This is a genomic window from Flavobacterium undicola (assembly GCF_009909155.2).
Lineage (GTDB): Bacteria > Bacteroidota > Bacteroidia > Flavobacteriales > Flavobacteriaceae > Flavobacterium > Flavobacterium undicola.
In genome coordinates this window covers 61,428-87,940 of sequence record NZ_JAAAPM020000003.1, presented here as the reverse complement: position 1 = coordinate 87,940, position 26,513 = coordinate 61,428, and the positions used below count along the sequence as shown (strand labels likewise).

Sequence of the window (26,513 nt, the reverse complement as noted above, 5' to 3'; positions counted from 1 at the left end):
GTCATTATCACAAAAAAAACGATATTTGTGACTTCAAATTCAAATTATATCGATTTCGTAATGGAAGAAAGCAGTAAAACCTTAGGAGAATTTATTATTGATAATCAAAAAGCATTTCAATATTCATCTGGTGAGTTGTCTCGAATAATTAACTCAATACGTCTAGCGGCAAAAGTAGTTAGTTACAAAGTAAACAAAGCAGGTTTAATTGATATTACAGGAGCAGCTGGTGAGCAAAATATTCAAGGGGAAGATCAGCAAAAATTAGATGTGTATGCTAATGAGGTTTTTATCCAAACTTTAAAAAACCGTGAAATTGTTTGCGGAATTGCATCCGAAGAAAACGATGATTTTATCACTGTCGAAGGAAATGATAAAAGCCACAAGAACAAGTATGTGGTTTTAATGGATCCTTTAGATGGTTCGTCTAATATTGATGTGAATGTTTCGGTAGGAACAGTTTTTTCGGTTTACAGACGTGTTACTCCAGTGGGAACACCAGTTACAATTGAAGATTTTCTACAACCTGGAACCATGCAAGTGGCAGCGGGTTATGTAATTTATGGAACATCGACAATGTTAGTTTATACAACAGGACATGGGGTAAACGGTTTTACTTTAAATCCTGCTATTGGAACTTTTTATCTGTCGCATCCTGACATGAAATTCACTAAAGACGGACATATTTATTCTATTAACGAAGGAAATTATATCCAGTTTCCTCAAGGTGTTAAAGATTATATTAAATATTGTCAATCCGAAGAAGAGGACAGACCGTATACTTCAAGGTATATAGGAAGTTTGGTTTCGGATATTCATAGAAACATGATAAAAGGTGGAATTTATATCTACCCTACAAGTTCAAAAGCGCCTAAAGGAAAATTGAGATTATTGTATGAATGTAATCCAATGGCTTTTATTGCAGAACAAGCAGGTGGAAAAGCATCGGATGGATTTAAAAGGATAATGGAAATTAAACCAACTGAATTGCATGAACGTGTACCGTTTTTCTGTGGAAGTTATAATATGGTAACTAAGGCAGAAGAATTTATGCTTAAGGCTGGTAAGTAAATAGTCTAAATTTATTGGTGACAAAAAAGCTCTTGATGTTCAATTCAAGAGCTTTTTTTGTGCTATTTTGAAAAGTAAAATTACTTGTGCATGTTTTGCATTTCGTAAGCAAAAGTGTCAAAATCTACTTTTTTGTCAACTAAAGACAAGGCTTTTGCTATAATATAATTAACGTTACTAGGTGTGAATCCTAAACCAATAGCAATTTTCTTTAAAACAATCTCTTGTTTGTCACCTAATTGATGGTCAACATGTACCATTCTGGCTAAGTCATATAGACGCTCTATTCTTTGAGTGTATAAATAAGGAGGGTTGATTGGGTGAATTGCCGGGTTTTCTAAAATTTCATCGTATTCTGAAGGTGAAATTTCAAGTTTTGTAGCTAGTTTGTCTAAGAAGTTTTTTTCTTCTGGAGCAACAATACCATCAGCTAGAGCAACACGAACAATCGCAGAAAAATGTCCCTTATTTCTTTGTTTAAATTCGCTATCAAATAAATCTGAAAATGACATAATTATTGGGTTTTTTTATGGAACAAATATAATTCAATTTTTAAATTTTTAATTTTCTTTTAAATTTTATTTAACGAGAAATGTAATTTAGGTTAAATTTATTCTAAGGAATTGGTGGATTGGATTGAGGAGTTTGAAAATTAATCGTAAGTTTACATTCCTTTATCAATCAAATAGCATAATGATGTCCCAATTTTTAATCTACTTTCAATTAGGATTAAAACATATTTTAAATATCTATTCCTACGATCATATTTTGTTTTTAATTGCACTTGTAATTCCGCTTTCGTTTAAAGACTGGAAACGAATTTTAGTGCTGGTAACTACATTTACTTTAGGGCACACCATTGCTTTATTATTGTCAATTTATGGAATTATTGCTGTCAAAGTAGCTGTGGTAGAATTATTGATTCCCATTACAATTTTAATAGTGGCCTTATTCCATCTTTTTACGGCAGGAAAGTCAGGAAAGAAAGAAAGTATCAATTTAGTTTTCTTTATTACGCTTTTCTTCGGAATTATACATGGTTTAGGGTTTTTGAATGCTTTTAAATCCATTCATCACGGCACATCGACTTCTAAGTTATTGGCTATATTGGAATTTGCATTGGGTATCGAAACGGCTCAATTAGTTGTGATTCTTATTGTTTTAATTATAGCTTATATTGTGCAGACTGTTTTTAGGTTTTCTAAAAGAGATTGGACTTTAGTTATGTCGGCATTTATTATTGGAGTAGTTTTGCCAATTATTATTGGTAATGAAATTTGGTTAAGATAGATTATGGAACAAAAAAAATTAAATAAATACGATAAGGCTTATCTGCGTATTGCTAAGGAATGGGGACTTTTGTCTTATTGTAAACGCAAGCAAGTAGGGGCTATTATTGTTAAAGATAGAATGATTATTTCCGATGGTTATAACGGAACGCCTTCGGGTTTCGATAATTGTTGCGAAGACGAAGAAGGCTTGACAAGATGGGATGTGTTACATGCTGAAGCAAATGCAATTCTTAAAGTGGCGCGATCTACTCAATCTTGTGAAGGAGCTACGCTTTATATAACCCTTTCTCCTTGTAAGGAATGCAGTAAGTTGATTCATCAATCAGGAATTAAAAGAGTAGTGTATCATAACGGCTATCGTGATGATTCTGGGCTTCAATTCTTAATAAAAGCAGGTGTAATTGTGGAGCATATTCCGGAATTAGAAGACTAAAAGTGAAAATAGATAGTAAATACATTCCCATTTATATTAGCGCCATTTTGGCGATAGGAATATTTATTGGTAGTTTGTTGGATTTTTCAAGTCAAAATCATTTTTCGACAGCTAATGATTCGAAAACAAAACTCAATAAATTAATTGATTTTATTCATAACGAATATGTCGATGATCTTGATACGGATTCCATCGTGAACAAGACCGTCGATAATATATTGTCGCAATTAGATCCGCATTCGGTTTATATTCCTGCCTCTGAACAAGCTGAAGTTGCTGAAAATATGAAAGGTGATTTTGTGGGTATTGGAGTCCGATTTTATATTTATAAAGATACAGTAGCCATTATTCAATCTATAGAAAATGGTCCTTCGGCAAAAGCAGGAATCAAAGCAGGAGATCGAATTTTGTATGCCAATGGCGCAAAATTGTTTGGACGAAAATTACCTACAGATACTTTATTTGCTAAGCTTAAGGGAAAAGAAGGGTCTGAGGTAGCTCTTACCGTTTATAGAACCTCCGAAAAGAAAAAGATAGAATTTAAAATTAGGCGAGGAGTCATTCCGCTAAAAAGTGTAGATGTTGGCATGATGTTAAATCCGACTACCGCTTACATTAAAATCAATCGTTTTGCTGAAACTACTTTTGAGGAATTCAAATCCAATTTAAGTCGACTGAAAAGTGAAGGAGCAAAATCGCTGGTAATTGATCTTCGCGATAATGGTGGAGGTTATATGGAAGAAGCAATTGATATTGCCGATGAGTTATTGGCTAACAAACAATTGATTGTTTTTACAAAGAACAAAAAAGGGAGAATTGAGAAAACCTACGCTACTAAGAAAGGTGATTTTGAAACGGGTAGATTGTTTGTTCTGATAAATGAAAATTCGGCTTCAGCTAGTGAAATTCTTGCAGGTGCGGTTCAGGATAATGACAGAGGAACTATTGTGGGACGTCGTTCTTTTGGGAAAGGATTGGTACAACGGGAAATGGATTTTGATGATGGTTCGGCAGTGCGACTAACGGTGGCGCGCTATTATACACCAACAGGCAGATCGATTCAGAAACCTTATTTGAAAGGAGAAGAGCAGTATTTTAAAGAATCGGAATCGAGATTTAAAAATGGCGAATTGTACAGTAAAGACAGTATAAAAGTATCGGATAGTTTGAAATTTAAAACTCCAAAAGGAAAAATTGTGTACGGCGGCGGCGGAATTGTTCCTGATGTTTTTGTACCTCTCGAATATGAGAATGCTGATGAGGCCACGGCCTATTTAATGGAGTCTGGATTTGTGGGGAATTTTGTTTTTGAACAATTAGATAAAAAAAGGAGTTCTTTTAAAGGGCTTTCGTTCGAGCAATTTTTAAACAAGATGAATACGACTGATGCGTATTTTACCGTTTTTGAAAAGTTCCTTTCGAAGCATCTTACAGGAATTCGATTAGATAAAAGTAGAGCAGTTGTAAAACGCTATCTAAATGCAGAATTTGCAAGACAATTGTATGGTGAAAAAGCCTATTATGATATTGTTTTGAAAGATGACGTTATGGTTAAGAAGGTTTTAAGTAAGAAATAACAATATGAAAAAGTTTTTGAGTTTGGTTTTTTTAGTGAGTTTGATTGTTTCTTGTGCTTTGGTGAAAGATAAAAATCAGTTAATAGGTAATGTGGAGGCTATAGAATACGGTAAAGACGGTTATACGGCTAAAATTAAAACAGTTAAAAACGAAGTTTATTTAGCAACTATTAGTAGAATTAATCTTGTGGATTCTAAAGATTATAAAGTCTTTAAAATAGGGGAGAAAGTTGCTTTAAAAGGTGAATTTTGGAAATCCGATACTGAAAAATATATAAAAGTTACTGATATAGTTACGGTTAACTGATAAGAAACTTTTTTTGTTTATCGAATGCTGTCGTGAGCGTGAGTTTGAGTGCCGTTATTCCATAAGGTAAGAATGTCTGTGGCAACAGCAGCGCCGCTTCCGGCAGCAATGGCAAGTTGGCTTCTCCATCCTGCTAATGTGCCAATGACGTAAATGCCTTCGGTTACTTTATGGTCACTGTTTTTTAATTGTATTCTTTGTTTTTCAGGAAGCGCTTTTTGATGCGGAATAACGTATTGTGTTAATCCTTCGATTGCAAATGTATTTGCTGATCCGATACCTACTACAATAGCTTTAGTTTTGTAACTGCTTTTATTGGTAGTTATCGTGAAATTAGGAGCTTCACCTTCGATACGAAGTACTTTTTCGTCTTGAATTTGTGTGATATGAGGATAGGTTTTACTCAGGTGTGCGACACTTTCGCTAAGTAATTCTGAGCCTAGTTTCCCTGAGGGAATGCCATAAGCATTATTGAATAAGGCTTCTTGTAATGAAGACGATTTTTGGTGAGAGAAGATTCCGACTTTTTTTTCGATTGCAAAACTTTTGTTTTTGGCTGAGCCAAGAACTAAAGCGCATGACATTCCGGAAACTCCACCTCCAATGATTAATACGTCAAACATATAATTTTATAGTTTGTCGTTCATTTTATCTTCTATTTTTTTAGACAATCTAAAAATCAATAGAATTAGGATGGCGCAACAAGAAGCAGCTATTCCAATAAAAGCTACTGCGTTATCTCCTCCGAACAGATTGCTGAAATCTAATTGGGTGATATTGAAAATAACAAGTGCTGATGCTAGAAACACTAAGATGTTAGTAAAGATTTTCATGGTATTTTTTTTGGCTTGTAGATTAGATTCAAATTGCTTCTACAGGCTTAATTACGGGAGTAAAATTATAAAAAAAATGTTTAGAGCAATAGACCTTTAACATAAGGAGCTTATAATTTAACAGCGATGCATTGGGAATTTTATTTTAAGTTCTTGTTTTTTAATTTGTTACGGTGTTTTTTGTTGGTATTGGGGTATTCTAGGTTAGTGCTTGTTTTTTTTGATTTTAAATAGGCTTGGATTTAGTTAAAGTAGGTATAAAAGAGCTTTTGTTTGATAGTGTAAGTTAAGGATTGATTATCTTTGCATTTTATAAATTATAGTAAGTTAACTCATGTTTCAATTAGGGAAAACCATAGTTTCGGAAGACATTTTAGAAAAAGATTTTGTTTGTAATTTATCGGCATGTCATGGTGCTTGCTGTGTTGATGGAGACGCAGGTGCGCCATTAAGCGAGGAAGAAACTAAAATTTTAGAGGAAATATATCCTAAGGTAAAACCTTTTTTACGCAAAGAAGGGATTGCTGCAATTGAAGCTCAGGGTACCTGGGTAAAAGGTACTGATGGTGATCTTGAAACGCCACTAATTGATAATAAGGATTGTGCTTATGTAATTTTTGATGGAAAAACCGCGCTTTGTGGTGTTGAGCAAGCCTATAACCAAGGAATAGTTGATTGGAAAAAACCAGTTTCTTGTCATTTGTATCCTATTCGGGTGAAGGATTTTACGGAGTTCGCAGCCGTTAATTATGATAAATGGGATATTTGTGATGATGCCTGTTCTTTAGGTAAGGAATTAGAAGTTCCGGTGTATAAATTTGTCAAAGAAGCCTTGATTAGAAGGTTTGGTGAGGATTGGTATTTAGAGCTTGAATTAGTAGCTCAGGAATGGAAAAAAACGAAGTTAAAATAAAATATTTTTTTCTTGTTTTATATTATTTAAATCCTATATTCTACGGTATTTCACGCGATTTTTCGGTTTTTAATTTATTGATATTTAATTAGTTGCTTAATTTGTAAAAAGAAGACTAGTTTTTTGTCTTTGTTAAAAACTAGAGGGTATTGTGAATAAGTTTGACTTTTAATTCCCGCAATATTTCACAATCTTTGTAAAGCTTCAAAAAGCAGAAAATATCTAAAATCTCATATAAAAATAACAATAGTAATGTCGCAAATAGAACCAATTTTACAAGAGAATAAAAATCGTTTCGTAATATTTCCTATCAAGCACCATGATATCTGGGAATGGTATAAAAAGATGGAGGCTAGTTTTTGGACAGCTGAAGAAATCGATTTGTCTCAAGACTTACATGATTGGAACAATAAATTGAATTCGGATGAAAAATATTTTATCAAACATATTTTAGCTTTTTTTGCGGCTTCTGATGGAATTGTAAATGAGAATTTGGCTGAGAATTTTGTGAATGAAGTGCAATATGCTGAAGCTAAATTTTTCTATGGTTTCCAAATTATGATGGAAAATATTCATAGTGAAACCTATTCGCTTTTGATTGATACTTATGTAAAAGACGAAACGGAGAAAGACGAATTGTTCAATGCATTAGACGTTTTTCCAGCAATTAGAAAGAAAGCGGATTGGGCATTAAAATGGATTGATTCCGATTCATTTGCGGAACGTTTAATTGCTTTTGCAGCAGTAGAAGGGATTTTCTTCTCAGGAGCATTTTGTTCTATTTATTGGTTGAAAAAACGTGGTTTAATGCCAGGATTGACTTTTTCTAACGAATTGATTTCTCGTGACGAAGGAGTTCACTGTGATTTTGCAGTGCATTTACACAATCATCACTTGGTAAATAAAGTATCTAAAGAAAGAATTAGAACGATTATTGTTGATGCTTTGAATATTGAAAGAGAATTTATTACAGAATCATTACCAGTGAGTTTGATTGGAATGAATGCTGTCTTGATGACGCAATATTTAGAGTTTGTTGCTGATAGACTTCTAGTGGAGTTAGGTTGTGAAAGAGAATATAATACTGCGAATCCATTTGATTTTATGGATATGATTTCGTTGCAAGGAAAAACGAATTTCTTTGAGAAAAAAGTAGCTGAATACCAAAAATCAGGTGTGATGAATACGGATAATGATGCTCAGAAAATTAGCTTTGACGCTGATTTTTAATTAATCTGCCGCGAAGACTCTAGACGCTAAGAAAAAATGTGATTTAGGATTGTTGCTGCAAAATTTATAAAAATAAAACATTAAAAAAACTTTGTGCCTTTGTAGTAAAAGCATAATTAATACGGGATTAGTTTCCCAAAATAAATTAACAAATACCCAAAAAATAGAAAAGGGATTTTCTGTTTTTTAAAAAACAATCGAGCTTATGTATGTAATTAAAAGAGATGGTCACAAAGAACCAGTAATGTTTGACAAAATCACAGATAGAATTAAAAAACTATGCTATGGTTTGAATGATTTGGTTGATGCGGTTAAAGTAGCAATGCGTGTTATTGAAGGACTTTACGATGGAGTTTCTACATCAGAGTTGGATAATTTAGCTGCAGAAACAGCGGCTTCAATGACTATTGCGCATCCAGATTATGCTCAATTAGCAGCTCGAATTGCTATTTCGAATTTACATTCGAATACAAAAAAATCGTTTTCTGAAACGATGGATGAAATGTATCATTATGTAAATCCAAGAAATGGACAAAAAGCACCTTTGTTGTCAGAAGAAGTGCATAAAGTAATACAGGAAAATGCGGCATTTTTAAATTCGCATATTATATATAACAGAGATTTTAATTACGATTATTTTGGTTTTAAAACATTAGAACGTTCGTATTTATTGAAAATAAACGGAAAAATTGTAGAGCGTCCACAACACATGTTGATGCGTGTTTCGGTAGGGATTCACTTAGGCGATTTAGATTCAGTTTTAGAAACTTATGACTTGATGTCTAAAAAGTTCTTTACGCATGCAACGCCTACGTTGTTTAACTCTGGAACGCCAAAACCTCAGATGTCTTCTTGTTTCCTTTTGGCAATGAAAGATGATAGTATTGATGGGATTTATGATACTTTAAAGAATACAGCCAAAATCTCTCAATCAGCAGGTGGAGTTGGACTTTCTATTCATAATGTTCGTGCTACAGGTTCTTACATTCGTGGAACTAACGGAACTTCAAACGGAATTGTTCCAATGTTAAGAGTATTTAACGATACGGCGCGTTATGTAGATCAAGGTGGTGGAAAACGTAAAGGTAGTTTTGCAATTTATATCGAAACTTGGCATGCTGATATCTTTGATTTCTTAGATTTGAAAAAGAATACCGGAAAAGAAGAAATGCGTGCCAGAGATTTATTCTTTGCAATGTGGACATCGGATTTATTCATGAAGCGTGTACAAGAAAATGGAGATTGGACGTTGATGTGTCCTAACGAATGTCCTGGTTTGTATGATGTATATGGTGAAGAATTTGAGGCCTTATATACAAGTTACGAGAAAGCGGGTAAAGGAAGAAAAACCATCAAAGCACACGAATTATGGGAGAAAATTCTAGAATCGCAAATTGAGACTGGAACACCATACATGTTGTATAAAGATGCAGCCAACCGTAAATCGAACCAAAAGAATTTAGGAACGATTCGTTCCTCTAACTTGTGTACCGAGATTATGGAGTACACTTCTGCAGATGAGGTAGCGGTATGTAACTTGGCTTCGCTTTCGTTACCTATGTTTGTAGAAAACGGTAAGTTTGACCACGAAGCATTGTTTAATGTAACCAAACGAGTAACTAGAAACTTAAATAAAGTAATTGACAGAAATTACTATCCGGTAAAAGAAGCAGAAAATTCTAATTTACGTCACCGTCCAATTGGTCTTGGTGTTCAAGGTTTAGCTGATGCTTTTATTATGTTGCGTATGCCTTTTACATCGGATGAGGCTAAGAAATTAAACCAGGAAATTTTTGAAACCTTATACTTTGCTGCTGTAACTGCTTCGATGGAAATGGCAAAAGAAGAAGGTCCTTATTCTACATTTGAAGGTTCGCCAATGTCTCAAGGAGAATTCCAGCATAATTTATGGGGAATTCAAGATGAAGAATTGTCTGGTCGTTGGGATTGGGCTTCTTTAAGAAAAGAAGTAGTGAAAAATGGTGTTCGTAACTCATTGTTAGTAGCGCCAATGCCTACTGCCTCTACTTCGCAAATTTTAGGAAACAACGAAGCATTCGAACCATATACTTCTAATATTTACACAAGACGAGTACTTTCAGGTGAATTTATTGTTGTAAACAAACATTTACTACACGATTTAGTGGAGCGTGGTTTGTGGAACGAAAGTTTGAAACAAGAATTAATGCGAAATAATGGTTCGGTTCAAGACTTGAATATTCCGCAAGACTTGAAAGAATTGTATAAAACTGTTTGGGAAATGTCTATGAAAGACATTATCGATATGTCGCGTCAACGTGGTTATTTTGTGGATCAATCACAATCGTTGAACTTGTTCATGCAAAATGCCAATTATTCTAAATTGACATCGATGCATTTCTATGCTTGGCAATCAGGATTGAAAACCGGAATGTATTATTTGAGAACAAAAGCAGCAGTTGATGCAATCAAATTTACATTGAACAATGATAAAAAAGAACAACCCGTTGCCGAAGAGGTAAAAACAGAAGCAATTGATATTAACGAATACAAAGCCATGATTCTACAAGCTCAGGCAGGTGGTCCAGAGGATTGCGAAATGTGTGGATCATAAACCTAATTAATTATTAATTCAAAATAATTGTTGAAACAGCCATCGTTTAGATGGCTGTTTTTTTTATATTATTAAATGAAATTTAAGGAACTTCAATGAATTTTTAATTCTTGATTTGGCTAACTGTTTAGTAATCAAAATATTTTGTAATTTTACAATTCAATTTTATTATTATGGATATTTCAGTCGAAAAGAAAAATATAGTTCAATGGATTCAAGGAATTGATGACGAAAAAATTATTGAAAAAATCCTAAGTTTTAAAGAAAAAAACGAGGTTTCATTTTTCGAAAATCAGTTAATTCAAAAAGGATTGAACGACGTTTCATCAGGAAATGTTAGTTCTCACGAAGAGGTTAAAAAACGTTTTGAAGCAAAATTTGCTAAAAAATGAAAATAGTTTGGACTAAAACTTCGGAGTTAACTTTAGATGAAATTATAGAATACATTAAAAACGAATTTGGAAATTTAGTTGCCGAGAAATATTATTTTGATGTTGTTAAAACGGTCGATGATATTGGGATAAATCCTGAATTATTTCCAATTTATCAACATAAAGCGAAAGTTAGAAAAGCAGTAATTAACAAAAAGACCATTTTGTATTATCAAATTCAAGAAGAAAATATTAATCTTCTTGCTTTTTATGACGTTCGAAGAGGAATACACAAGTTGTAACTTGTTTTTAAGATTATTCTTTTTGGGCTTCCCGTTCTCCTAAAATTGGTCTAAAAGATTACGACTATAAGTTAAAATCAAATTGTTTGATAGAATATAAAATCAAAGAGGCTGCCTGAAAAGTATTTTAGAGCAGTCTTTTTCTTTGTTTATTAGTGTATAATTCCTTATATTTGAGAGTGTTAAGTTGTTTTGGTTTTCTTTTAAAAATTAAAACTGATGGCTATGAAAAATGAAGGATTTACTGTAACAGATACTTTGCAAGCAACGCAGTTTCAACGTTTTCTTAATCTAAGCATTGATTTAATGTTTATTTATATCTTGGTACTTAGTTTAGGAACAACTATTATTTTGGTTGCTTTGTCTGCTAATAATTTTGCGCTTTCTAATTGGGTAACCAACTTAAGTGCTGTCGAAATTGCTTTCTACACAGCAATCGTTGCCTTTTTGTATTATTATATTACTGAGGTGTATTTTTCCCGTACTATAGCTAAATTGTTGACCCATACTATCGTTGTCAATGCTGATGGAACCAAACCCTCTAAAAGAAGTTTTTTTATTCGAACCTGCTGTCGTTTTATCCCTTTCGAAGCTTTTTCTTTCTTTGGCTTAGTTCCAAGAGGATGGCATGATACTTTTTCGAATACTTATGTGGTTAAAAAACGTAAGCTGAATAAAATGCGAAAACATTCTAATACTTTGACGGATGTGATTGAGGCTTAGTTTAACTATTTTCTCTCCCCAATTTGCTGTCTCCACATGGCATAATACAAGCCCTTTTCATCCAATAAATCCTGATGTTTGCCTTGCTCGATAATTTGTCCTTGTTCCAAAACAAATATTTTATCGGCATGCATAATGGTCGATAAACGGTGGGCAATTAATACCGTGATTTGATCTTGTTTAGAGGATATACTTCGAATGGTTTTGGTGATTTCTTCTTCGGTAATCGAATCTAATGCCGATGTAGCTTCGTCAAAAAGCAATAAGTGCGGATTTCTAAGCAAAGCTCTGGCAATAGATAAACGTTGTTTCTCGCCTCCCGATACTTTAATTCCGCCTTCGCCAATAGTGGTATTCAAACCTTTTTCGGCTCTTTCGAGTAAATTTTGACAAGCCGATTTTTGTAAAACATCATTTATTTCTTCGTCAGTTGCATTCGGTTTTACAAATAACAAATTGTCTTTTATAGTTCCCGAAAACAATTGAGCATCTTGGGTCACAAAACCAAGTTGTTGTCTTAATTCATTGATGTCAATATCCTTGGCGTTTTTTTCATTGTAAAAAATAGCACCTTCAGCAGGATTGTACAATCCGACAAGCATTTTTACCAAAGTCGTTTTTCCGCTTCCTGATGGACCAACAAAAGCGATGGTTTCGCCAGCTTCGGCTTCAAAAGAAATATTTTTTACAGCATAGGTATTCGCACTTTGGTGTTTGAAGGAAACATTTTTAAAACCTAAATGATTGATAGCACCAATAGTTTTTGGGTTTTTAGGAGTTTCTTCGCTTTTGGAATTCATCAAATCGGCAAAATTATCCATAGATGCTTTTGTCTCATTATAAGTGGCAATCACATTCCCTAATTCTTGCAACGGATTGAACAAAAAGAATGAAAAGAACATTAAAGTAATCAAATCTCCCGGTTTGATGACGTCATTAAATATGAACATATAAAGCGCAAAAACCAAACTGGTGCGCATAAAATGAACTGTTGTACCTTGTATAAAACTCAACGAACGAATGAAACGCACTTTTTTGAGTTCTAATCCAAGGATTTGGATGGTTGTAGCATTCAGTCGATTGACTTCTTGTTCGGTTAAGCCTAAACTTTTTACGAGTTCAATATTTCGTAATGATTCGGTTGTAGCTCCGGCCAAAGCGGTAGTTTCACCTAAAATTTCTCTGGAAACTTTCTTGATTTTTTTGCCCAATAACGAACTGATGTAAGCAATAATAGGAACAGTTGCCAGGAATATTGGTCCCAAAAGCCAATGAATAGTGATGGCATAAACCACGACAAACACAATACCAACTATCGATTGAAATATTAATGAAATGGATAAGGTGATGAATTTTTCGCAATCAATTTTCACTTTTTGAAGTTTGCCTAAGGTTTCTCCGCTGCGTTGGTCTTCAAAATCTTGAAAAGGTAGTTGTAACGCTTTTTGAATACCTTCTGTATACATTTGCGCCCCGGTACGCTGAATGATAATATTGGTAAAATAATCCTGAAAATTTTTGGCAATTCTGGAAACCATTGCCGCACCTAATGACAAGGCCAACCAGCCTAAAACTGCTTTTGTAAAGTTGAAGTGATTGTGATTAAAGTTAGCTACTCCAACACCACATTGGTTAAGTAGCTTACCAATTATTATTGAATCAAATAAAGAAAAACATTGATTTATAGTAGCTAAAAACAGCGCGATATATAAAAGAGTTTTATGTTTTTTGATGTAAGAATATAAAAGCTGCATAGAGTTTTTTTTTAGAAAATAATTCAAATCAAAATTTGTAGCTGAATTATAAGTTGGTACAAATTTAGAATATAAATATCGAAATATTTCGATATATTAAAAATATATTTTTATCTTTGCCTCATGATTACCGAATTGAACATAAAACAAGTTGAGAAAATTTCTAAAGCACTAGGAGATCCATATCGTTTGAAGATACTGGATATGATTAGTAAACGAAAGGATTTTATGCAATGTTGTGAAGTTTCAGAATCTTTTAATTTGGCACAGTCTACCATGTCTCACCATTTGAAACAATTAGTAGAAGCCGAATTGTTAGTAGCTGAAAAGGAAGGACGCAATTTGAAATTTGTTATCAATAAAGCAATGTGCGATGCTTATAGTCGTTATATTTCTAATCTAGGCTTTTAGCCTTTTTTTTAATTAAATAAATCGAAATATTTAGATATTTAAATACTTACAATAATTAAATTATTATAAAAAAAAATGAAAAAATTAGAAAACAAAGTAGCTGTTGTCACAGGAGGAAACAGCGGAATCGGATTAGCAACAGCAAAATTATTTGCAGAACAAGGTGCCAAAGTGGCGATAACAGGACGTAATAAAAAGACAATTGATGAAGCGGTTTTCGAAATTGGGAATGCTTCGATTGGTTTGGTAAGCGATGTTTCGGATATAAACAATATTGACACCACCTACGGAACGGTTAAAGATACTTTTGGCAAAATTGATGTATTGGTAGTGAATGCCGGTGTATTTATTGCGGCACCTTTAGCAGATTATACCGAAGAAATGTTCGACCAAACCAGCGATATCAACTTCAAAGGGGTTTTCTTCACAATTCAAAAATCCTTGCCGCATCTAAATGATGGCGCTTCAATTATTATTACGGCATCTACAGTAGCCCATAAAGGTTTTGCAACTACTGCAGCTTATTCTGCTTCAAAAGCAGCCGTTCGTTCGTTAGCCAGAACCTTATCAGCCGAATTATTGGATAGAAATATTCGTGTGAATGTACTTTCGCCTGGGCCAATTGACACACCCATATTTTCAAGAGGAGGAGCTTCAGAAGAAGAAGCAAACGGAACAAAAGCCTATTATGCTTCAGGCATACCGGCAAAACGTTTAGGAACCTCAGAAGAAATGGCAGCAGGATTCCTTTATTTAGCTTCTGATGATTCCAAGTTTATGATTGGTGGCGAGTTGTTATTGGATGGAGGAGCAGCGACCTTATAAATAGTTAGTGATATTTTTTAAAGCAGAAACCCTGGTTGAACTTAATCGACCAGGGCTTCTTTGTGTATGATAAAAAGTGTAAGAAAAAATGAATATATTTGAAAACAAAACTTTGATAATCTGCTGGGGAATCTTTTGATAGATTTAAGCGTATTGTGTTCTAATAAAAAAAGTATGAAAAGAATTTTTGCTCTAATATTAATTTTATGTTTTTCGTTATTCTCTTGTTCAAATGATGGTAAAACTGATCAAAAAACAGAAATTCCAAAAGGAATAACAGTCGAAATTAATGGAGTCACGAAAGTCTTTAACGAAGTTAGTGTAGAAAAATATGGGCAAACGCAAGGAGGATATGTAGATCTAAGTTTGATCTTATCTGGTAGAATTGAAAAAAACAGTATTGAAAGAATTGTTTTTTCGATAACCAATAAAGGAGAAAATGGAGATAATAAAGTAAACCAAGTGATGTATGTAGATCAGAATGATAATGAATATTATTATGATCCAAGCACTAATCAAAATTTTTCTGTAGACGTAATAGAAAATGATTTAATGTTTATACTTAAAGGAAGGTTTTCGGGAATATTGTATCAAAACAAAGGTGGAAATAAACTTTCTTTTAAAAACGGTAGTTTTAATGTTCAATATTAAAGAATTGTTTGTTGACGCTGTATTTTGGTTCTTTTAAATGTTTAGTGGTTGTCTCAATTTTATATTGTGAATTTTAATCAAATCGATATAAAAACTATGTTTGATTTTTATGTAGATTCATATTTTTAAAAGTATTGAGAAGCTAGTAAATAAATTATTTAAAAGCTTCTCGATACAATTTTTATATTGAGTAAATTACTTGAAGTGACTATTTGTTTGAGACGGTATAATTAAGCGTTATGTTTTAAACTGTTGCCAAATGAATTGCTGTAATACGCATTTGCTGTGCGGCAGCTACCATTTCGATTAAAGCTTTTTTAGTTTCCTCCCAATGACGGGTTTTCAAACCACAATCAGGATTTATCCATAATTGATTGGCAGGAATTACTGCTGCCGCTTTTTCCAGTAAATGAACCATTTCGTCGCTCGAAGGAACGCGTGGCGAGTGAATGTCATATACCCCGGGACCAATTTCGTTTGGATATTTAAAATCGGCAAAAGCATCCAGTAATTCCATTTGCGAACGCGAACATTCTATGGTAATTACGTCAGCATCCATATCAGCAATATTTTGAATGATATCGTTGAATTCACTGTAGCACATGTGTGTATGAATTTGGGTGTCATCGGCAACACCACTGGCAGAAATTCTAAAAGCTTTAATTGCCCAGTCTAAATAAGCAGCCCATTCTTCTTTTCGTAACGGCAATCCTTCTCTAACAGCCGGTTCGTCAATTTGGATAATTTTAATTCCGGCTTTTTCTAAATCTACTACTTCATCACGAATGGCAAGTGCAATTTGAGTACAGGTTTCTGAGCGCGGTTGATCGTTACGAACAAACGACCATTGTAAGATAGTCACAGGACCAGTAAGCATTCCTTTTACCCATTTTGGAGTTAGGGATTGTGCAAATTCAGCCCATTTTACAGTCATCGGATTCGGACGGGAAACATCACCATAAATAACCGGCGGTTTTACGCAACGGCTACCATAACTTTGTACCCAGCCTTTTTTAGTAAAGGCAAATCCGTCTAATTGTTCTCCAAAATATTCCACCATATCGTTACGCTCAAATTCGCCATGAACTAAAACATCAATTCCTGATTCTTCTTGAAAACGAATGGTTTCTTCGGTTTCCTTTTCCAATAAAGTATCGTATTCGTATTGCGATAATTCTCCTTTTTTAAACTTAGCTCTCCAGCTTCTTACTTCGGCAGTTTGTGGAAAAGAACCAATAGTTGTTGTTGGGAATAAAGGAAGTTTTAAAGCTTCAATTTGTTTTTCTCTTCGAATAGCAAATGCATTTTTACGGTGATCGTCTCCGTTTGTAATACTGGCTACACGGTTTTTTACCGCTTCGTTGTGGATTAATTTCGAAGTTTTTCGGTTCTCGTTAGCGATGGTGTTTTCCTGATAATTAGCCTGGTCATTTTCGGTGATTTCTCCTGAAGCTAAATTGCGAAGCACTACTACTTCTTCAATTTTTTGTTTGGCAAAAGCCAGCCATTGTTTGATTTCAGGAGTTAGCGTTTTGTCGTTTGTTTCCAAATCTAAATCGCAAGGCGAGTGGATTAAGGAACAAGAAGGTGCAATTAAAACACGGTCATTTCCTATTGCAGCTGCTGCTTTTTCGATTAAAGCGAAAGATTTTTTGAAATCATTTTTCCAGATGTTTCTACCGTCAACAACTCCCAACGAAAGTTTTATGTTAGCAGCTAATTTTCCGGATTCTAAAATATCGTCTAATTGCGAAGGACAACGTACTAAATCCAGGTGTAGAGTATCAACCGGCAAAGCCAAAGCAGTTTCCAGATTTTCTCCAAAACAGTCAAAATAGTTTGCCAGAATTACTTTTAAGTTTGGAAAACGTTGATTGATTGCGTTGTAAACTTTTGTATAGGTGTTTCTTTCTTTATCGGTAAGATTAAGGGCTAAAAAAGGTTCGTCAAGTTGGATGTAAGTTGCACCTTGCGCTTCTAATTTCTCTAAAATTTCGAAATAAACAGGCAATAATGAATCGATCAGGTCAATACGGTTAAAGCCTTCTTCTTTTTCTTTTCCCAATAATAAATAGGTGATTGGCCCAATTAAAACCGGTTTTGTATGAATTCCTAATTCCTTAGCTTCAATGAATTCGTGGATTATTTTTTCTGAAAACAAAGAAAACTGTTGGTTTTTAGTGAATTCAGGAACGATGTAGTGGTAATTGGTGTCAAACCATTTGGTCATTTCCATTGCAACAACGTCTTGTCCGTCTTTTTGCGAACCTCTTGCCATAGCAAAGTATAAGTCTAAAGCCGGTTTTGTTTTAGCAATTTCAGCATAACGTCCGGGAATAGCTCCTAATGTTAAAGTCAAATCCAAAACCTGATCGTAAAAAGAAAAATCATTTGACGGAATCAAATCAATTCCAGCTTTGGCTTGTAATTGCCAATTTTCTTTTCTGATTGTTGCGGCTGTAGCCAATAGTTCTTCAGCTGAAATTTTTCCAGCCCAGTATAGCTCACTAGATTTTTTTAATTCTCTATTGCTTCCAATTCTAGGATAACCTAAATTATTTGTTTTCATTTTTATCAGTATTTATTACTGTGCAAAGGTATGTTTGTAGGTTTTAATACTTAAATTTGTGTCTTAATTAAGTGAAATGAATTGTTTTTGTGTTTTATTGCAGTTTTTTATTCTTGCAATGATTCGCAAACACAGCTTTAGCAGTAAAATATTCTATGGAAAATTTAGACAACACCGATTTACAGATATTAAAGCATCTTCAGCAGAACTCAAATATTAGTATAAAAGACCTGGCTGCTAAATTGTTTTTGACAGCGACTCCCGTTTATGAGCGTATCAAAAGATTGGAGCGCGAAGGCTATATTATGAAATATGTGGCTCTTTTGAATAAAGAAAAGTTGAATCGCAGCATGATTGTTTTTTGCAATGTGCGTTTGAAAGAACATGCTAAAAATGTGGGTGCTAATTTTGTAAAAGATATTGTGGCGCTTCCCGAAATTATAGAATGTTACAATATAGCGGGAGATTATGATTTTATGCTTAAGATTTTAGTTGCTGATATGGCAAGCTATCAGGATTTTGTAATGAATAAATTATCGACTATTGAGAATATTGGGAATACCCAAAGTGTTTTTGTAATGGGCGAAATTAAGCATAGTACTGAATTGAGTTTTTGATTTTACATTTTTAAATAAGTAATTATAGTCGCTGTTTTCTTATATTTGGAGATAAATATTTAGGAAACTATACTATAAATGGGACAATTTAAAATTGCAAATTATTTACTGGCGTCAAAACAAAAGCGAGTTTTAAATTGGATTATTGACATTATAATAATGCGGTTTATTGTTTATTTAGTATTGACTTTTATGAATTCTTCAGCTATTTCAAATAGAATAAATTCGTTCGACATGATTGAACATTATTTATTCTGGAGTATTATCATTTTTATTTATTTTGGAGTTACCGAAGCTTTTCTTTCCCGTTCTCTAGCTAAATATTTTACTAAAACAATTGTTGTTATGGAAGACGGTTCAAAACCATACACAATAACGATTTTAGTTAGAACTTTGGTGCGTATTTTTCCTTTTGAACCTTTGAGTTTTTTGAGAGGACGCACTTTGGGTTTGCATGATGAAAAATCAAGAACTTTTGTTGTTATGAAATCCAAACTCGAACAGCGAATGAAAGAACATCTTGTGTTAGAATCTTTGGAGAAAGTCCTAAAATAAAATGTATTTTTGGTTTTTAAAATCTAAAATCATAATTCGTTAATCTTCAATCAGAAATCAACATGAACTGGGAACAACTTTTATCTTTAAAACGTCAAGGTGATACAAGCAAACGATTACGAATAGAGCAGGATGACACCCGTTTAGGATTTGAAGTAGATTATGATCGTATTATTTTCTCGGCAGCTTTTAGAAGTTTACAAGATAAAACACAGGTTATTCCACTTTCTAAGACCGACTTTGTGCACACGCGATTGACACATAGTTTGGAGGTTTCAGTTGTGGGACGTTCTTTAGGGCGTTTGGTTGGGAAAAAAATTATTGAAAAATATCCTCATTTAAAAGAAGTTCATGGTTTTCAGATGAACGATTTTGGAGCCATTGTCGCAGCGGCTTCTTTGGCACATGATATTGGGAATCCACCTTTTGGACATTCGGGAGAAAAGGCTATTGGAGAGTATTTTGCTATTGGTAAAGGAAAAAAATATCAGGAGTTTTTGAATCCAAAACAATGGCAGGATTTAATTGATTTTGAAGGAAATGCCAATGGTTTTTCGGTAATGACATCGAGTAGACCAGGGATTGAAGGAGGACTCCGAATTTCGTATGCTACTTTAGGTGCTTTTATGAAATACCCAAAAGAAAGTTTGCCTAAAAAGCCAACCAGAAATATCTCAGATAAAAAATACGGTTTCTTTCAGGCTGATAAGGCATTTTTTGAAGAAGTGGCAAAAGATATGGGCTTGATTCCAAATAAAAGTGGAGAAGATATTGGTTTTGAAAGACATCCTTTGGCTTATCTGGTTGAAGCAGCAGATGATATTTGTTACACCATTATTGATTTTGAAGACGGTATTAATTTAGGTTTGGTTTCCGAAGATTTTGCTTTGGAATATCTTATCAAACTAGTGAAAGACAGTATTGATACTTCAAAATATAAAACATTAGGGACCAAAGAAGATCGAATCAGTTATTTGCGTGCTTTGGCAATTGGTAGTTTAATTAATGATGCTGTAAAAGTGTTTGTTGCTAATGAAGAAGCTATTTTGCAAGGGAAATTTCCTTTTGCATTAATGGATAAAAGCAAGTACAAAGCGCAGATGGATGATATTATCAAAATTAGTGTTGATAAAATCTACCAAAGCCGAGAGGTTATCGAAAAAGAATTAGTAGGCTACCAAATTATACAAACCTTATTGGAAAAGTTTATTACGGCTTACGACAATAAATTCAATGGAACAGCCTCTAATTACGACAAGCTAATCTTGAAATTATTGCCGGAAAGACACGATTTAGAAAAGGAAAACCTTTACGATCGTTTGTTGCATATTTGTCATTATGTGTCCTTGCTGACTGATGGGAATGCATTGGAATTATATGAAACGATAAATGGTAGAAAGAAAGGCTAAGCTGTTAAAAAGCATAGGTGATTCCAACTCCTAATACCTGTTTTAATTGGGTTTTAGGGCCTTCGGTTACTTGTACGCCGGCAACTTCGGTTTTGTTTTTGATGTCGTCATCATATAAAATTCGAGTTCCTATGTTGGCTTTTACGTATTGGTTTACAACCAAATTTAAACCGAGGTCACAGTCCACATCGACGTTTCCAAAATTATTTACATAGTCCGAATAAAGACTTAAATTATTTACAAAAATCACATTTTTGTATATCTCTTTTTTGTATTGATTGGTAATTAAAAAACCTAATTCGTTTTTAGATCTTTTTCCTTTTGTAATTATATTTCCATCTTTGTCATAAATGGCTTTTTCAACTCCAAAAGCTCCTTTATCAGCCAAAGTTTGATCCCAAACAAAGGTTGCTTTGTAAGTAAAAGGAGAAAGATATAAAACATGACTTTTGGATTTTGTAGTGTTTTCAGCACCTACACCTAAGAACATATAAGCTGGTGCAAACAGTCTGGAAATAGGGTTGTCTTTATTTGGATATTTGTATCCATTGGTCAATTGCGTATTGAAATTTAGTTTAGCCGAATGAAACCAAGTACTTTCCGGATCTTGTCTATGACCAAAGGTAGAGTTGAATCGGAAGGCATCGTCGGTTTTACGAATTTCAATTCCGTCTTGTTTGTTCATTCCGTATCTAATACTGAGTTCGTTGACCCATTTCACCAGTTTTTTTTCGTAGGTTCTATTAAAATCAGCTTTGAATAATCCTGAAATAGAGCTGGTTCCCCCAGCACTCCAGTTGACAAATGCAATTTCAGAAATATCAAACCCCAGTATGTTTTTTTTACCCCAACAAGATGGAAGTTTTTTTTCAAATTCAGGAAGGGCAACTAATTTGGCTAGGGTATATTTTAATTTAGCCGGAGGCATTTTTCTATAGAAGTTGTCATTTAATACCGGAAGAATAATTTTCTTTATGGTATCCGTTTGGATTGTATCCTTAGCCGACTGTGAAAAAACAGGAATAGTAATAGTGAATAAGAATGTAATTATAAGAAGACTGAGTTGTACTTTCATTAGTAAATTGAAATTTTGGGTTGCGCAAATTACTCGTTTATATAACTAAAAAAAAGTGATTTTAGTGTTTCAACGTCAATTCCGCAATATTGTTGCAATTGATTTACAGTTCCTTGCTCAATAAATTTATCAGAAATCCCCAATGTTTTAATCTTAGTTTGATAATTGTTGTGAGCGGCAAATTCGAGAATTCCACTTCCAAAGCCACCAATAATTGTGCCATCTTCGATGGTGATGATATTTTTGAATTTTTTGAATATTTCGTGAAGTAATTTTTCGTCTAATGGTTTTACAAATGCAAAATCATAATGTGCAATTTTTTCTGGATTTCCCATTTCGTCCAGTGCTAGATTTACATTGTTTCCGATGGTTCCATTGGATAAAACCGCTACTTCAGTTCCGTTTTTAAGACAAGATGCTTTTCCGATTTCGATATTTTGGTAGTGACCAAAATGTTCTTTTTTCCAATCAGCAATAATACCACGACCGCGTGGATATCGGATAGCAATTGGTAATTCTAAACCTAATTGAGCGGTATATAATATGTTTTGTAACTCAATTTCATTTGCGGGAGCATAAATAATAAGATTAGGAATGCAACGCAAATACGCAATATCAAAAACACCGTGATGGGTTGCTCCGTCTTCGCCAACGAGTCCTGCTCTATCTAAACAAAAAATTACCGAAAGTTTTTGTAAAGCCACATCATGGATAAGCTGATCATAGGCTCTTTGTAAAAAAGTAGAGTAGATATTGCAAAATACAATCATTCCTTGGGTTGCCATTCCCGCGGCTAAGGTTACTGCATGTTGTTCGGCAATACCCACATCAAAAGCGCGTTCCGGCAAGGCGTCCATCATGAATTTCAGTGAACTTCCCGTAGGCATTGCAGGTGTGATACCTACTATTTTTTTGTTTTTTTGTGCCAAATCCAATACGGTCAAGCCAAAAACGTCCTGGTATTTTGGAGGAAGATTTTCTTCTGATTTTGGGATAATTTCCCCTGTTGTAGCATCAAATTTCCCAGGAGCATGATATTGCACCTGATTTTCTTCGGCTTGTTGAAGTCCTTTCCCTTTAGTGGTGATAACATGCAGGAATTTAGGGCCTTTTAATTTTTGTAAACGCTTTAATTCTTTTATAACAGAAAAAATATCATTTCCGTCAATGGGTCCTGAATAATTAAAATTCAAGGACTTAATCATATTGTTTTGCCTCGGATTTTTACCTTCTTTTACTGCGGTAAGATAGTTTTTTAAGGCACCAACACTCGGGTCAATCCCGATAGCATTATCGTTTAGAATCACCAATAAATTAGCATTGGTTACTCCAGCGTGATTTAATCCTTCAAAAGCCATTCCCGATGCAATTGATGCATCACCAATTACTGCAATGTGTTGTTTGTTGAAATCACCATTTAAATTAGATGCAATTGCCATTCCCAAAGCGGCCGAAATAGAAGTAGAGGAGTGGCCTACGCCAAAAGCATCATATACATTTTCACTTCTTTTTGGAAAACCAGAAATTCCGTTTAGTTGGCGATTTGTATGAAAAACTTCTCGTCGTCCTGTTAGAATCTTATGTCCATAAGCCTGATGACCAACATCCCAAATTAATGCATCATCAGGCGTGTTGAAAACATAATGCAGCGCAATGGTTAATTCGACAACGCCTAAACTGGCTCCCAAATGCCCTTCTTTCACCGATACAATATCGATAATAAAATCACGTAATTCCTGCGCTAGTTGAGGAAGCTGGGCTTCGTCAAGCAGGCGTAAATCGTCTGGCGTTTGTATGTTTGAAAGCAAATTTTCTGGCATGAGGCAAATGTACGAATTGAATGCTGTATTTTTGCTTCATGGAAAATATTTTCACCGATGACTATTTTATGAAAAAAGCTTTGCAGGAAGCCGAAATGGCTTTTGAAAAAGGCGAAATCCCTGTAGGCGCAGTTATTGTTGTTAATAATACGGTTATTGCCAGAAGTCATAATTTAACCGAAATGCTGAATGATGTTACCGCCCATGCCGAAATGCAATCCATTACGGCTGCGGCTAATTATTTGGGCGGAAAATATTTGAAAGATTGTACGCTTTATGTCACTTTAGAGCCATGCCAGATGTGTGCGGGTGCTTTGTATTGGAGCCAAATTACTAAAATCGTTTTTGGAGCTAGTGATCCCCAACGTGGTTTTGAGAAAATGGGAACACAATTGCATCCTAAAACTACTGTGGTTCGTGGAGTTTTGGCTGATGAAGCGGCTGATTTGATGAAGCGTTTTTTTGCTTCGAGGAGAAAGTGATTTTCAGTTTTTAAATCCTTCCATCAAATACACCAACATATTTCTCACGGGTTTCCCTCCCCGATATTGCTTGATGATAACAGGAGAATTTATTTTTTCAAAATCATCTTTATAGATTTCATTTGGATCGCTAAAATTATTCGAAACGGTAATATAGTAGGCGTTATCTCCTTTTTGAATGGGTTTTCTGAATTGATTCAGCCAATGGTAGGTATGGATATCTTCCAGTTTTCCAATGGCAACAAAATTAAGATGAAGAGGTGCTGCAATATAATTATCAATATGTGCCCCCGGAAACCATTTGTTGTTGATGATAAAATTGGTGTTGGTTTTCTTTTCTAATTTATTCTTCTGAATTATTTTATTAACTTCAGTTTTGAAAAAATCCCAATCGTACATATCTAAAGTTACATCTCCTTTACCTAAACTGGTTTCATCGGTTTTACCTAAGGTTCCGGGGTAAAATGATAGTACTAGAATTCCAAGAAAACTTACACCTACAATTAAATAATTAGCATAATAGACTAATTGGGGCAGTCGGGAATTAATTTTTAAATCAGATAAATAACAGGCGGCAAGTAATAATAAAGCGGTGAATCCCGGGCCAGACCAGTGTGGTAAAGTATCTCTAAACAACGAAACAAACAATAAAATTCCAATCAAAGGCAAGCTCATTAAAAGCAAGAGTCTAATATGATTAATTTGGATATTAATTCTTCTTTTCCAACAGGCAACTAAAGTAATTATGACTATAAAATAATTGATTGGATTATTATATGCTAGTCCGCCAAAAAACTCCCGAATAAAGCTATTAGGATTGATTCCCCGATTGATGCTTACCCGATTACTATGAAAAGTGTAAGTGATAAAATTATTTTCTATATTCCAAAATAAAATAGGTGAAATCACTAAAAGCGTCAATAATACCGATAGGTACAGATAGCCGTTTGAAAGTAGCTTTCGATTGTAAATAAGAATATACAGTCCGAATCCAAACCACAAAAATACTCCGTGAACCTTACTCATCACGCACAGACCTGTACTTAATCCAAACAATATCAAGTACAAATTTGATTTTTTTTTATTCTCTGGGTTAGTAATTAAATGTACTAAAAAGTAGAGACTTAAAATCCAAAAAAACAATTGTGGTGCATCAGGCATAATAAAAATACCTGCAATAATACTTGCATAAATGGAGGAAGTATAAAGTAAAGCAGCAATGAAACCGGCTTTTTCATCTTTGATTTTTTTTCCAATAGCATACATCAAATAAGTATTGGCGGCAGCTAAAAGAATCGGGCCTAATCGAATGAAAAAATCAGACGTTAGCATCAAATTAAAAGTGGTTAACCGGATTAACAAAGCAACCAAGGGTGGATGGTCAAAATAATTCCATTGCAAATGCTGAGCATAGTTAACATAATAAACTTCATCATTTCCTAAACCTATTGAAAAAGCAATAATGCAGCGAACTATCGTTGCAAGCAAAATGAGGCTTGCTACTTTATTTTTAAAGGACATATTTAGCTTTTAAAAGTGTAAAAAGTATTCGCGCCAAAATTCCAAATAAATACAATTGCAGTCACGATGATTTTACAAACGTAAAAATTGATTTTGGTCTTTTTTTGCAACGAATATAAAAAGCCCGTATTGATACTAAAACCAATTACAGCGATAATTAAAAAACTCAGAAATTGAAGTCCTATTTCAGGATTGTGATTGTCAAAAGTGAAGTATTTATTCAAGAAATAATTATTTGTAACGCCAAATAGAAAGCCAAAACTATTGGCAACATATTTATTAAATCCTAACTTTTCTTTACAAATCCAGGTGATTCCAAAGTCAATAACAAGTCCTGTAAAACCGACTAATCCAAATTTAAAAAACTTTAAAATATCCATTTATTGTCCGCTTAATGTTGGATTTGAAAAACTCGGGGAAGGATGTTTTAAAGAGTTGATTTTCTTTTTCACAAAGGGATTTTCCATGATTTTATTAAACCAAATTACAGATAAAGAACCAAAAACGACTCCAATTACGGCTCCAACAAATACATCCATCAAAAAATGATGTGCAAGGTAAATTCTGGAATAACCTACTAAAATACTCAATAGAAGTAAAGATGCGCAAACGTATCTTCTTTTGCAATAATTAGATAGTACAGTTGCCAAAGCAAAAAAAGAAGCCGTATGCCCCGAAGGAAAACTATTAAAACCGATTCGACTTGAGGCAAAAGTATCCAGATAATATTGATAATGATGCAATTCGAAATAGACCTTTGGCCGTGGGGCTGCTATGATATTTTTTATAATTTGAGCAAAAATCCCAGAACTGATGTAGGAAAGCAAGATGATGATGGCTAATTTTCGATGCTTTTTGACAAAAAGTAAAATAAATACAGACGAAACAATAATAAACCAACCATCTCCAAGAAAGGTGATGCTTTCGAAAATAAGATTTAAAATAGCGGTATGAAATTGATTCAACCATATAAAACCATCGGCTTGAGAAAAGGAACATAACAACAAAACAACCGCACTTATCAGCAGTAAATTAAGGCCGTAAAAAAAACTATTTTGAGTAATTACTTTTAGAATAGAATTCATTATTACAAAAATTAAATTTTTGTAAAGCTAGTGGTCAAAGCTATATTTAATGTAAACTCAGTTTTGTAAAAACGAAATCAAATCTTTATTAAGA

28 protein-coding genes are annotated in these 26,513 nt (G+C 33.9%); 18 read left to right on the top strand and 10 right to left on the bottom strand.

Annotated elements, in window-relative coordinates:
• Window positions 1-60 precede the first annotated feature (60 nt).
• Window positions 61-1,071 carry a class 1 fructose-bisphosphatase gene (fbp, locus tag GTZ96_RS02745; protein ID WP_161641170.1) on the top strand — a complete coding sequence of 337 codons (1,011 nt, stop codon included), beginning with the start codon at window positions 61-63 and terminating at the stop codon, window positions 1,069-1,071.
• 80 nt (window positions 1,072-1,151) lie between these two features.
• Here the strand turns inward: fbp and GTZ96_RS02740 are convergent, their stop codons facing one another.
• Complete coding sequence (locus GTZ96_RS02740) at window positions 1,152-1,583, bottom strand: TerB family tellurite resistance protein (RefSeq protein ID WP_161641057.1); 432 nt, start codon at window positions 1,581-1,583, stop codon at window positions 1,152-1,154.
• 184 nt (window positions 1,584-1,767) lie between these two features.
• Here GTZ96_RS02740 and GTZ96_RS02735 point away from each other — a divergent pair, with 184 nt between their 5' ends.
• From GTZ96_RS02735 to GTZ96_RS02720, 4 genes are read left to right on the top strand one after another with little or no spacing between them, the layout of a single operon-like run.
• Window positions 1,768-2,361, top strand: a complete 594-nt coding sequence (locus GTZ96_RS02735; RefSeq protein ID WP_161641169.1) for a HupE/UreJ family protein — start codon at window positions 1,768-1,770, stop codon at window positions 2,359-2,361.
• A gap of 3 nt (window positions 2,362-2,364) precedes the next feature.
• A complete protein-coding gene (locus tag GTZ96_RS02730) occupies window positions 2,365-2,796 on the top strand; it encodes a deoxycytidylate deaminase (protein WP_161641056.1) in 432 nt (143 codons plus the stop codon).
• A gap of 2 nt (window positions 2,797-2,798) precedes the next feature.
• On the top strand, window positions 2,799-4,373 hold the full coding sequence (locus GTZ96_RS02725; protein ID WP_161641055.1) for a S41 family peptidase: 1,575 nt from the start codon (window positions 2,799-2,801) through the stop codon (window positions 4,371-4,373).
• 4 nt (window positions 4,374-4,377) lie between these two features.
• The gene (locus GTZ96_RS02720; protein WP_161641054.1) at window positions 4,378-4,680 is read left to right on the top strand and encodes a hypothetical protein; all 303 of its coding nucleotides are present in this window, start codon (window positions 4,378-4,380) and stop codon (window positions 4,678-4,680) included.
• 17 nt (window positions 4,681-4,697) lie between these two features.
• Here the strand turns inward: GTZ96_RS02720 and GTZ96_RS02715 are convergent, their stop codons facing one another.
• Window positions 4,698-5,303 (bottom strand): FAD-dependent oxidoreductase, encoded by a 606-nt coding sequence (locus GTZ96_RS02715; protein ID WP_161641053.1) that lies wholly within the window; start codon window positions 5,301-5,303, stop codon window positions 4,698-4,700.
• Window positions 5,304-5,309: 6 nt separating this feature from the next.
• The gene (locus tag GTZ96_RS02710) at window positions 5,310-5,513 is read right to left on the bottom strand and encodes a hypothetical protein (RefSeq protein WP_161641052.1); all 204 of its coding nucleotides are present in this window, start codon (window positions 5,511-5,513) and stop codon (window positions 5,310-5,312) included.
• Between the two features lie 334 nt (window positions 5,514-5,847).
• Here GTZ96_RS02710 and GTZ96_RS02705 point away from each other — a divergent pair, with 334 nt between their 5' ends.
• The 6 genes from GTZ96_RS02705 to GTZ96_RS02680 all read left to right on the top strand — a co-directional run bounded on the left by GTZ96_RS02705 (window position 5,848) and on the right by GTZ96_RS02680 (window position 11,645).
• Window positions 5,848-6,426 carry a DUF3109 family protein gene (locus GTZ96_RS02705; protein WP_161641051.1) on the top strand — a complete coding sequence of 193 codons (579 nt, stop codon included), beginning with the start codon at window positions 5,848-5,850 and terminating at the stop codon, window positions 6,424-6,426.
• A gap of 252 nt (window positions 6,427-6,678) precedes the next feature.
• Window positions 6,679-7,656 (top strand): ribonucleotide-diphosphate reductase subunit beta, encoded by a 978-nt coding sequence (locus tag GTZ96_RS02700; RefSeq protein ID WP_161641050.1) that lies wholly within the window; start codon window positions 6,679-6,681, stop codon window positions 7,654-7,656.
• 205 nt (window positions 7,657-7,861) lie between these two features.
• A complete protein-coding gene (locus GTZ96_RS02695; protein ID WP_161641049.1) occupies window positions 7,862-10,249 on the top strand; it encodes a ribonucleoside-diphosphate reductase subunit alpha in 2,388 nt (795 codons plus the stop codon).
• A 173-nt stretch (window positions 10,250-10,422) separates the two neighbouring features.
• Window positions 10,423-10,641, top strand: coding sequence for a hypothetical protein (locus GTZ96_RS02690; RefSeq protein WP_161641048.1), 219 nt, complete (start codon window positions 10,423-10,425; stop codon window positions 10,639-10,641).
• Complete coding sequence (locus GTZ96_RS02685) at window positions 10,638-10,922, top strand: type II toxin-antitoxin system RelE/ParE family toxin (RefSeq protein WP_161641047.1); 285 nt, start codon at window positions 10,638-10,640, stop codon at window positions 10,920-10,922. Before GTZ96_RS02690 ends, GTZ96_RS02685 begins: the two co-directional genes overlap by 4 nt.
• A gap of 225 nt (window positions 10,923-11,147) precedes the next feature.
• The gene (locus tag GTZ96_RS02680) at window positions 11,148-11,645 is read left to right on the top strand and encodes an RDD family protein (protein ID WP_161641168.1); all 498 of its coding nucleotides are present in this window, start codon (window positions 11,148-11,150) and stop codon (window positions 11,643-11,645) included.
• A 5-nt stretch (window positions 11,646-11,650) separates the two neighbouring features.
• Here the strand turns inward: GTZ96_RS02680 and GTZ96_RS02675 are convergent, their stop codons facing one another.
• Window positions 11,651-13,399, bottom strand: coding sequence for an ABC transporter ATP-binding protein (locus GTZ96_RS02675; RefSeq protein WP_161641046.1), 1,749 nt, complete (start codon window positions 13,397-13,399; stop codon window positions 11,651-11,653).
• A gap of 123 nt (window positions 13,400-13,522) precedes the next feature.
• Between GTZ96_RS02675 and GTZ96_RS02670 the strand changes: the two genes are divergently transcribed.
• The 3 genes from GTZ96_RS02670 to GTZ96_RS02660 all read left to right on the top strand — a co-directional run bounded on the left by GTZ96_RS02670 (window position 13,523) and on the right by GTZ96_RS02660 (window position 15,286).
• A complete protein-coding gene (locus GTZ96_RS02670) occupies window positions 13,523-13,810 on the top strand; it encodes an ArsR/SmtB family transcription factor (protein WP_161641045.1) in 288 nt (95 codons plus the stop codon).
• Between the two features lie 75 nt (window positions 13,811-13,885).
• Window positions 13,886-14,635, top strand: coding sequence for an SDR family oxidoreductase (locus GTZ96_RS02665; protein WP_161641044.1), 750 nt, complete (start codon window positions 13,886-13,888; stop codon window positions 14,633-14,635).
• Window positions 14,636-14,809: 174 nt separating this feature from the next.
• On the top strand, window positions 14,810-15,286 hold the full coding sequence (locus tag GTZ96_RS02660) for a hypothetical protein (RefSeq protein ID WP_161641043.1): 477 nt from the start codon (window positions 14,810-14,812) through the stop codon (window positions 15,284-15,286).
• A 244-nt stretch (window positions 15,287-15,530) separates the two neighbouring features.
• Here the strand turns inward: GTZ96_RS02660 and metE are convergent, their stop codons facing one another.
• Window positions 15,531-17,855, bottom strand: a complete 2,325-nt coding sequence (gene metE / locus GTZ96_RS02655; RefSeq protein ID WP_161641042.1) for a 5-methyltetrahydropteroyltriglutamate--homocysteine S-methyltransferase — start codon at window positions 17,853-17,855, stop codon at window positions 15,531-15,533.
• A 155-nt stretch (window positions 17,856-18,010) separates the two neighbouring features.
• Here metE and GTZ96_RS02650 point away from each other — a divergent pair, with 155 nt between their 5' ends.
• From GTZ96_RS02650 to GTZ96_RS02640, 3 genes are all read left to right on the top strand, one after another.
• Window positions 18,011-18,472, top strand: coding sequence for an Lrp/AsnC family transcriptional regulator (locus GTZ96_RS02650; RefSeq protein ID WP_161641041.1), 462 nt, complete (start codon window positions 18,011-18,013; stop codon window positions 18,470-18,472).
• Between the two features lie 78 nt (window positions 18,473-18,550).
• Window positions 18,551-19,027, top strand: a complete 477-nt coding sequence (locus GTZ96_RS02645; protein WP_161641040.1) for an RDD family protein — start codon at window positions 18,551-18,553, stop codon at window positions 19,025-19,027.
• A 62-nt stretch (window positions 19,028-19,089) separates the two neighbouring features.
• Complete coding sequence (locus tag GTZ96_RS02640) at window positions 19,090-20,436, top strand: deoxyguanosinetriphosphate triphosphohydrolase (protein ID WP_161641039.1); 1,347 nt, start codon at window positions 19,090-19,092, stop codon at window positions 20,434-20,436.
• A gap of 4 nt (window positions 20,437-20,440) precedes the next feature.
• Here the strand turns inward: GTZ96_RS02640 and GTZ96_RS02635 are convergent, their stop codons facing one another.
• Both GTZ96_RS02635 and GTZ96_RS02630 read right to left on the bottom strand, forming a co-directional pair.
• Window positions 20,441-21,511 carry a DUF3078 domain-containing protein gene (locus GTZ96_RS02635; RefSeq protein ID WP_235972830.1) on the bottom strand — a complete coding sequence of 357 codons (1,071 nt, stop codon included), beginning with the start codon at window positions 21,509-21,511 and terminating at the stop codon, window positions 20,441-20,443.
• A gap of 29 nt (window positions 21,512-21,540) precedes the next feature.
• Window positions 21,541-23,331, bottom strand: coding sequence for a 1-deoxy-D-xylulose-5-phosphate synthase (locus GTZ96_RS02630; RefSeq protein ID WP_161641038.1), 1,791 nt, complete (start codon window positions 23,329-23,331; stop codon window positions 21,541-21,543).
• Window positions 23,332-23,369: 38 nt separating this feature from the next.
• Here GTZ96_RS02630 and GTZ96_RS02625 point away from each other — a divergent pair, with 38 nt between their 5' ends.
• A complete protein-coding gene (locus tag GTZ96_RS02625) occupies window positions 23,370-23,813 on the top strand; it encodes a nucleoside deaminase (protein WP_161641037.1) in 444 nt (147 codons plus the stop codon).
• A gap of 3 nt (window positions 23,814-23,816) precedes the next feature.
• On the opposite strand, the gene GTZ96_RS02620 is transcribed toward GTZ96_RS02625, so the two are convergent.
• From GTZ96_RS02620 to GTZ96_RS02610, 3 genes are read right to left on the bottom strand one after another with little or no spacing between them, the layout of a single operon-like run.
• Complete coding sequence (locus GTZ96_RS02620) at window positions 23,817-25,334, bottom strand: ArnT family glycosyltransferase (RefSeq protein ID WP_161641036.1); 1,518 nt, start codon at window positions 25,332-25,334, stop codon at window positions 23,817-23,819.
• 2 nt (window positions 25,335-25,336) lie between these two features.
• On the bottom strand, window positions 25,337-25,714 hold the full coding sequence (locus GTZ96_RS02615) for a GtrA family protein (RefSeq protein ID WP_161641035.1): 378 nt from the start codon (window positions 25,712-25,714) through the stop codon (window positions 25,337-25,339).
• Window positions 25,715-26,419 (bottom strand): phosphatase PAP2 family protein, encoded by a 705-nt coding sequence (locus tag GTZ96_RS02610; protein WP_161641034.1) that lies wholly within the window; start codon window positions 26,417-26,419, stop codon window positions 25,715-25,717. It abuts the gene before it with no gap.
• Between the last annotated feature and the right edge of the window lie 94 nt (window positions 26,420-26,513).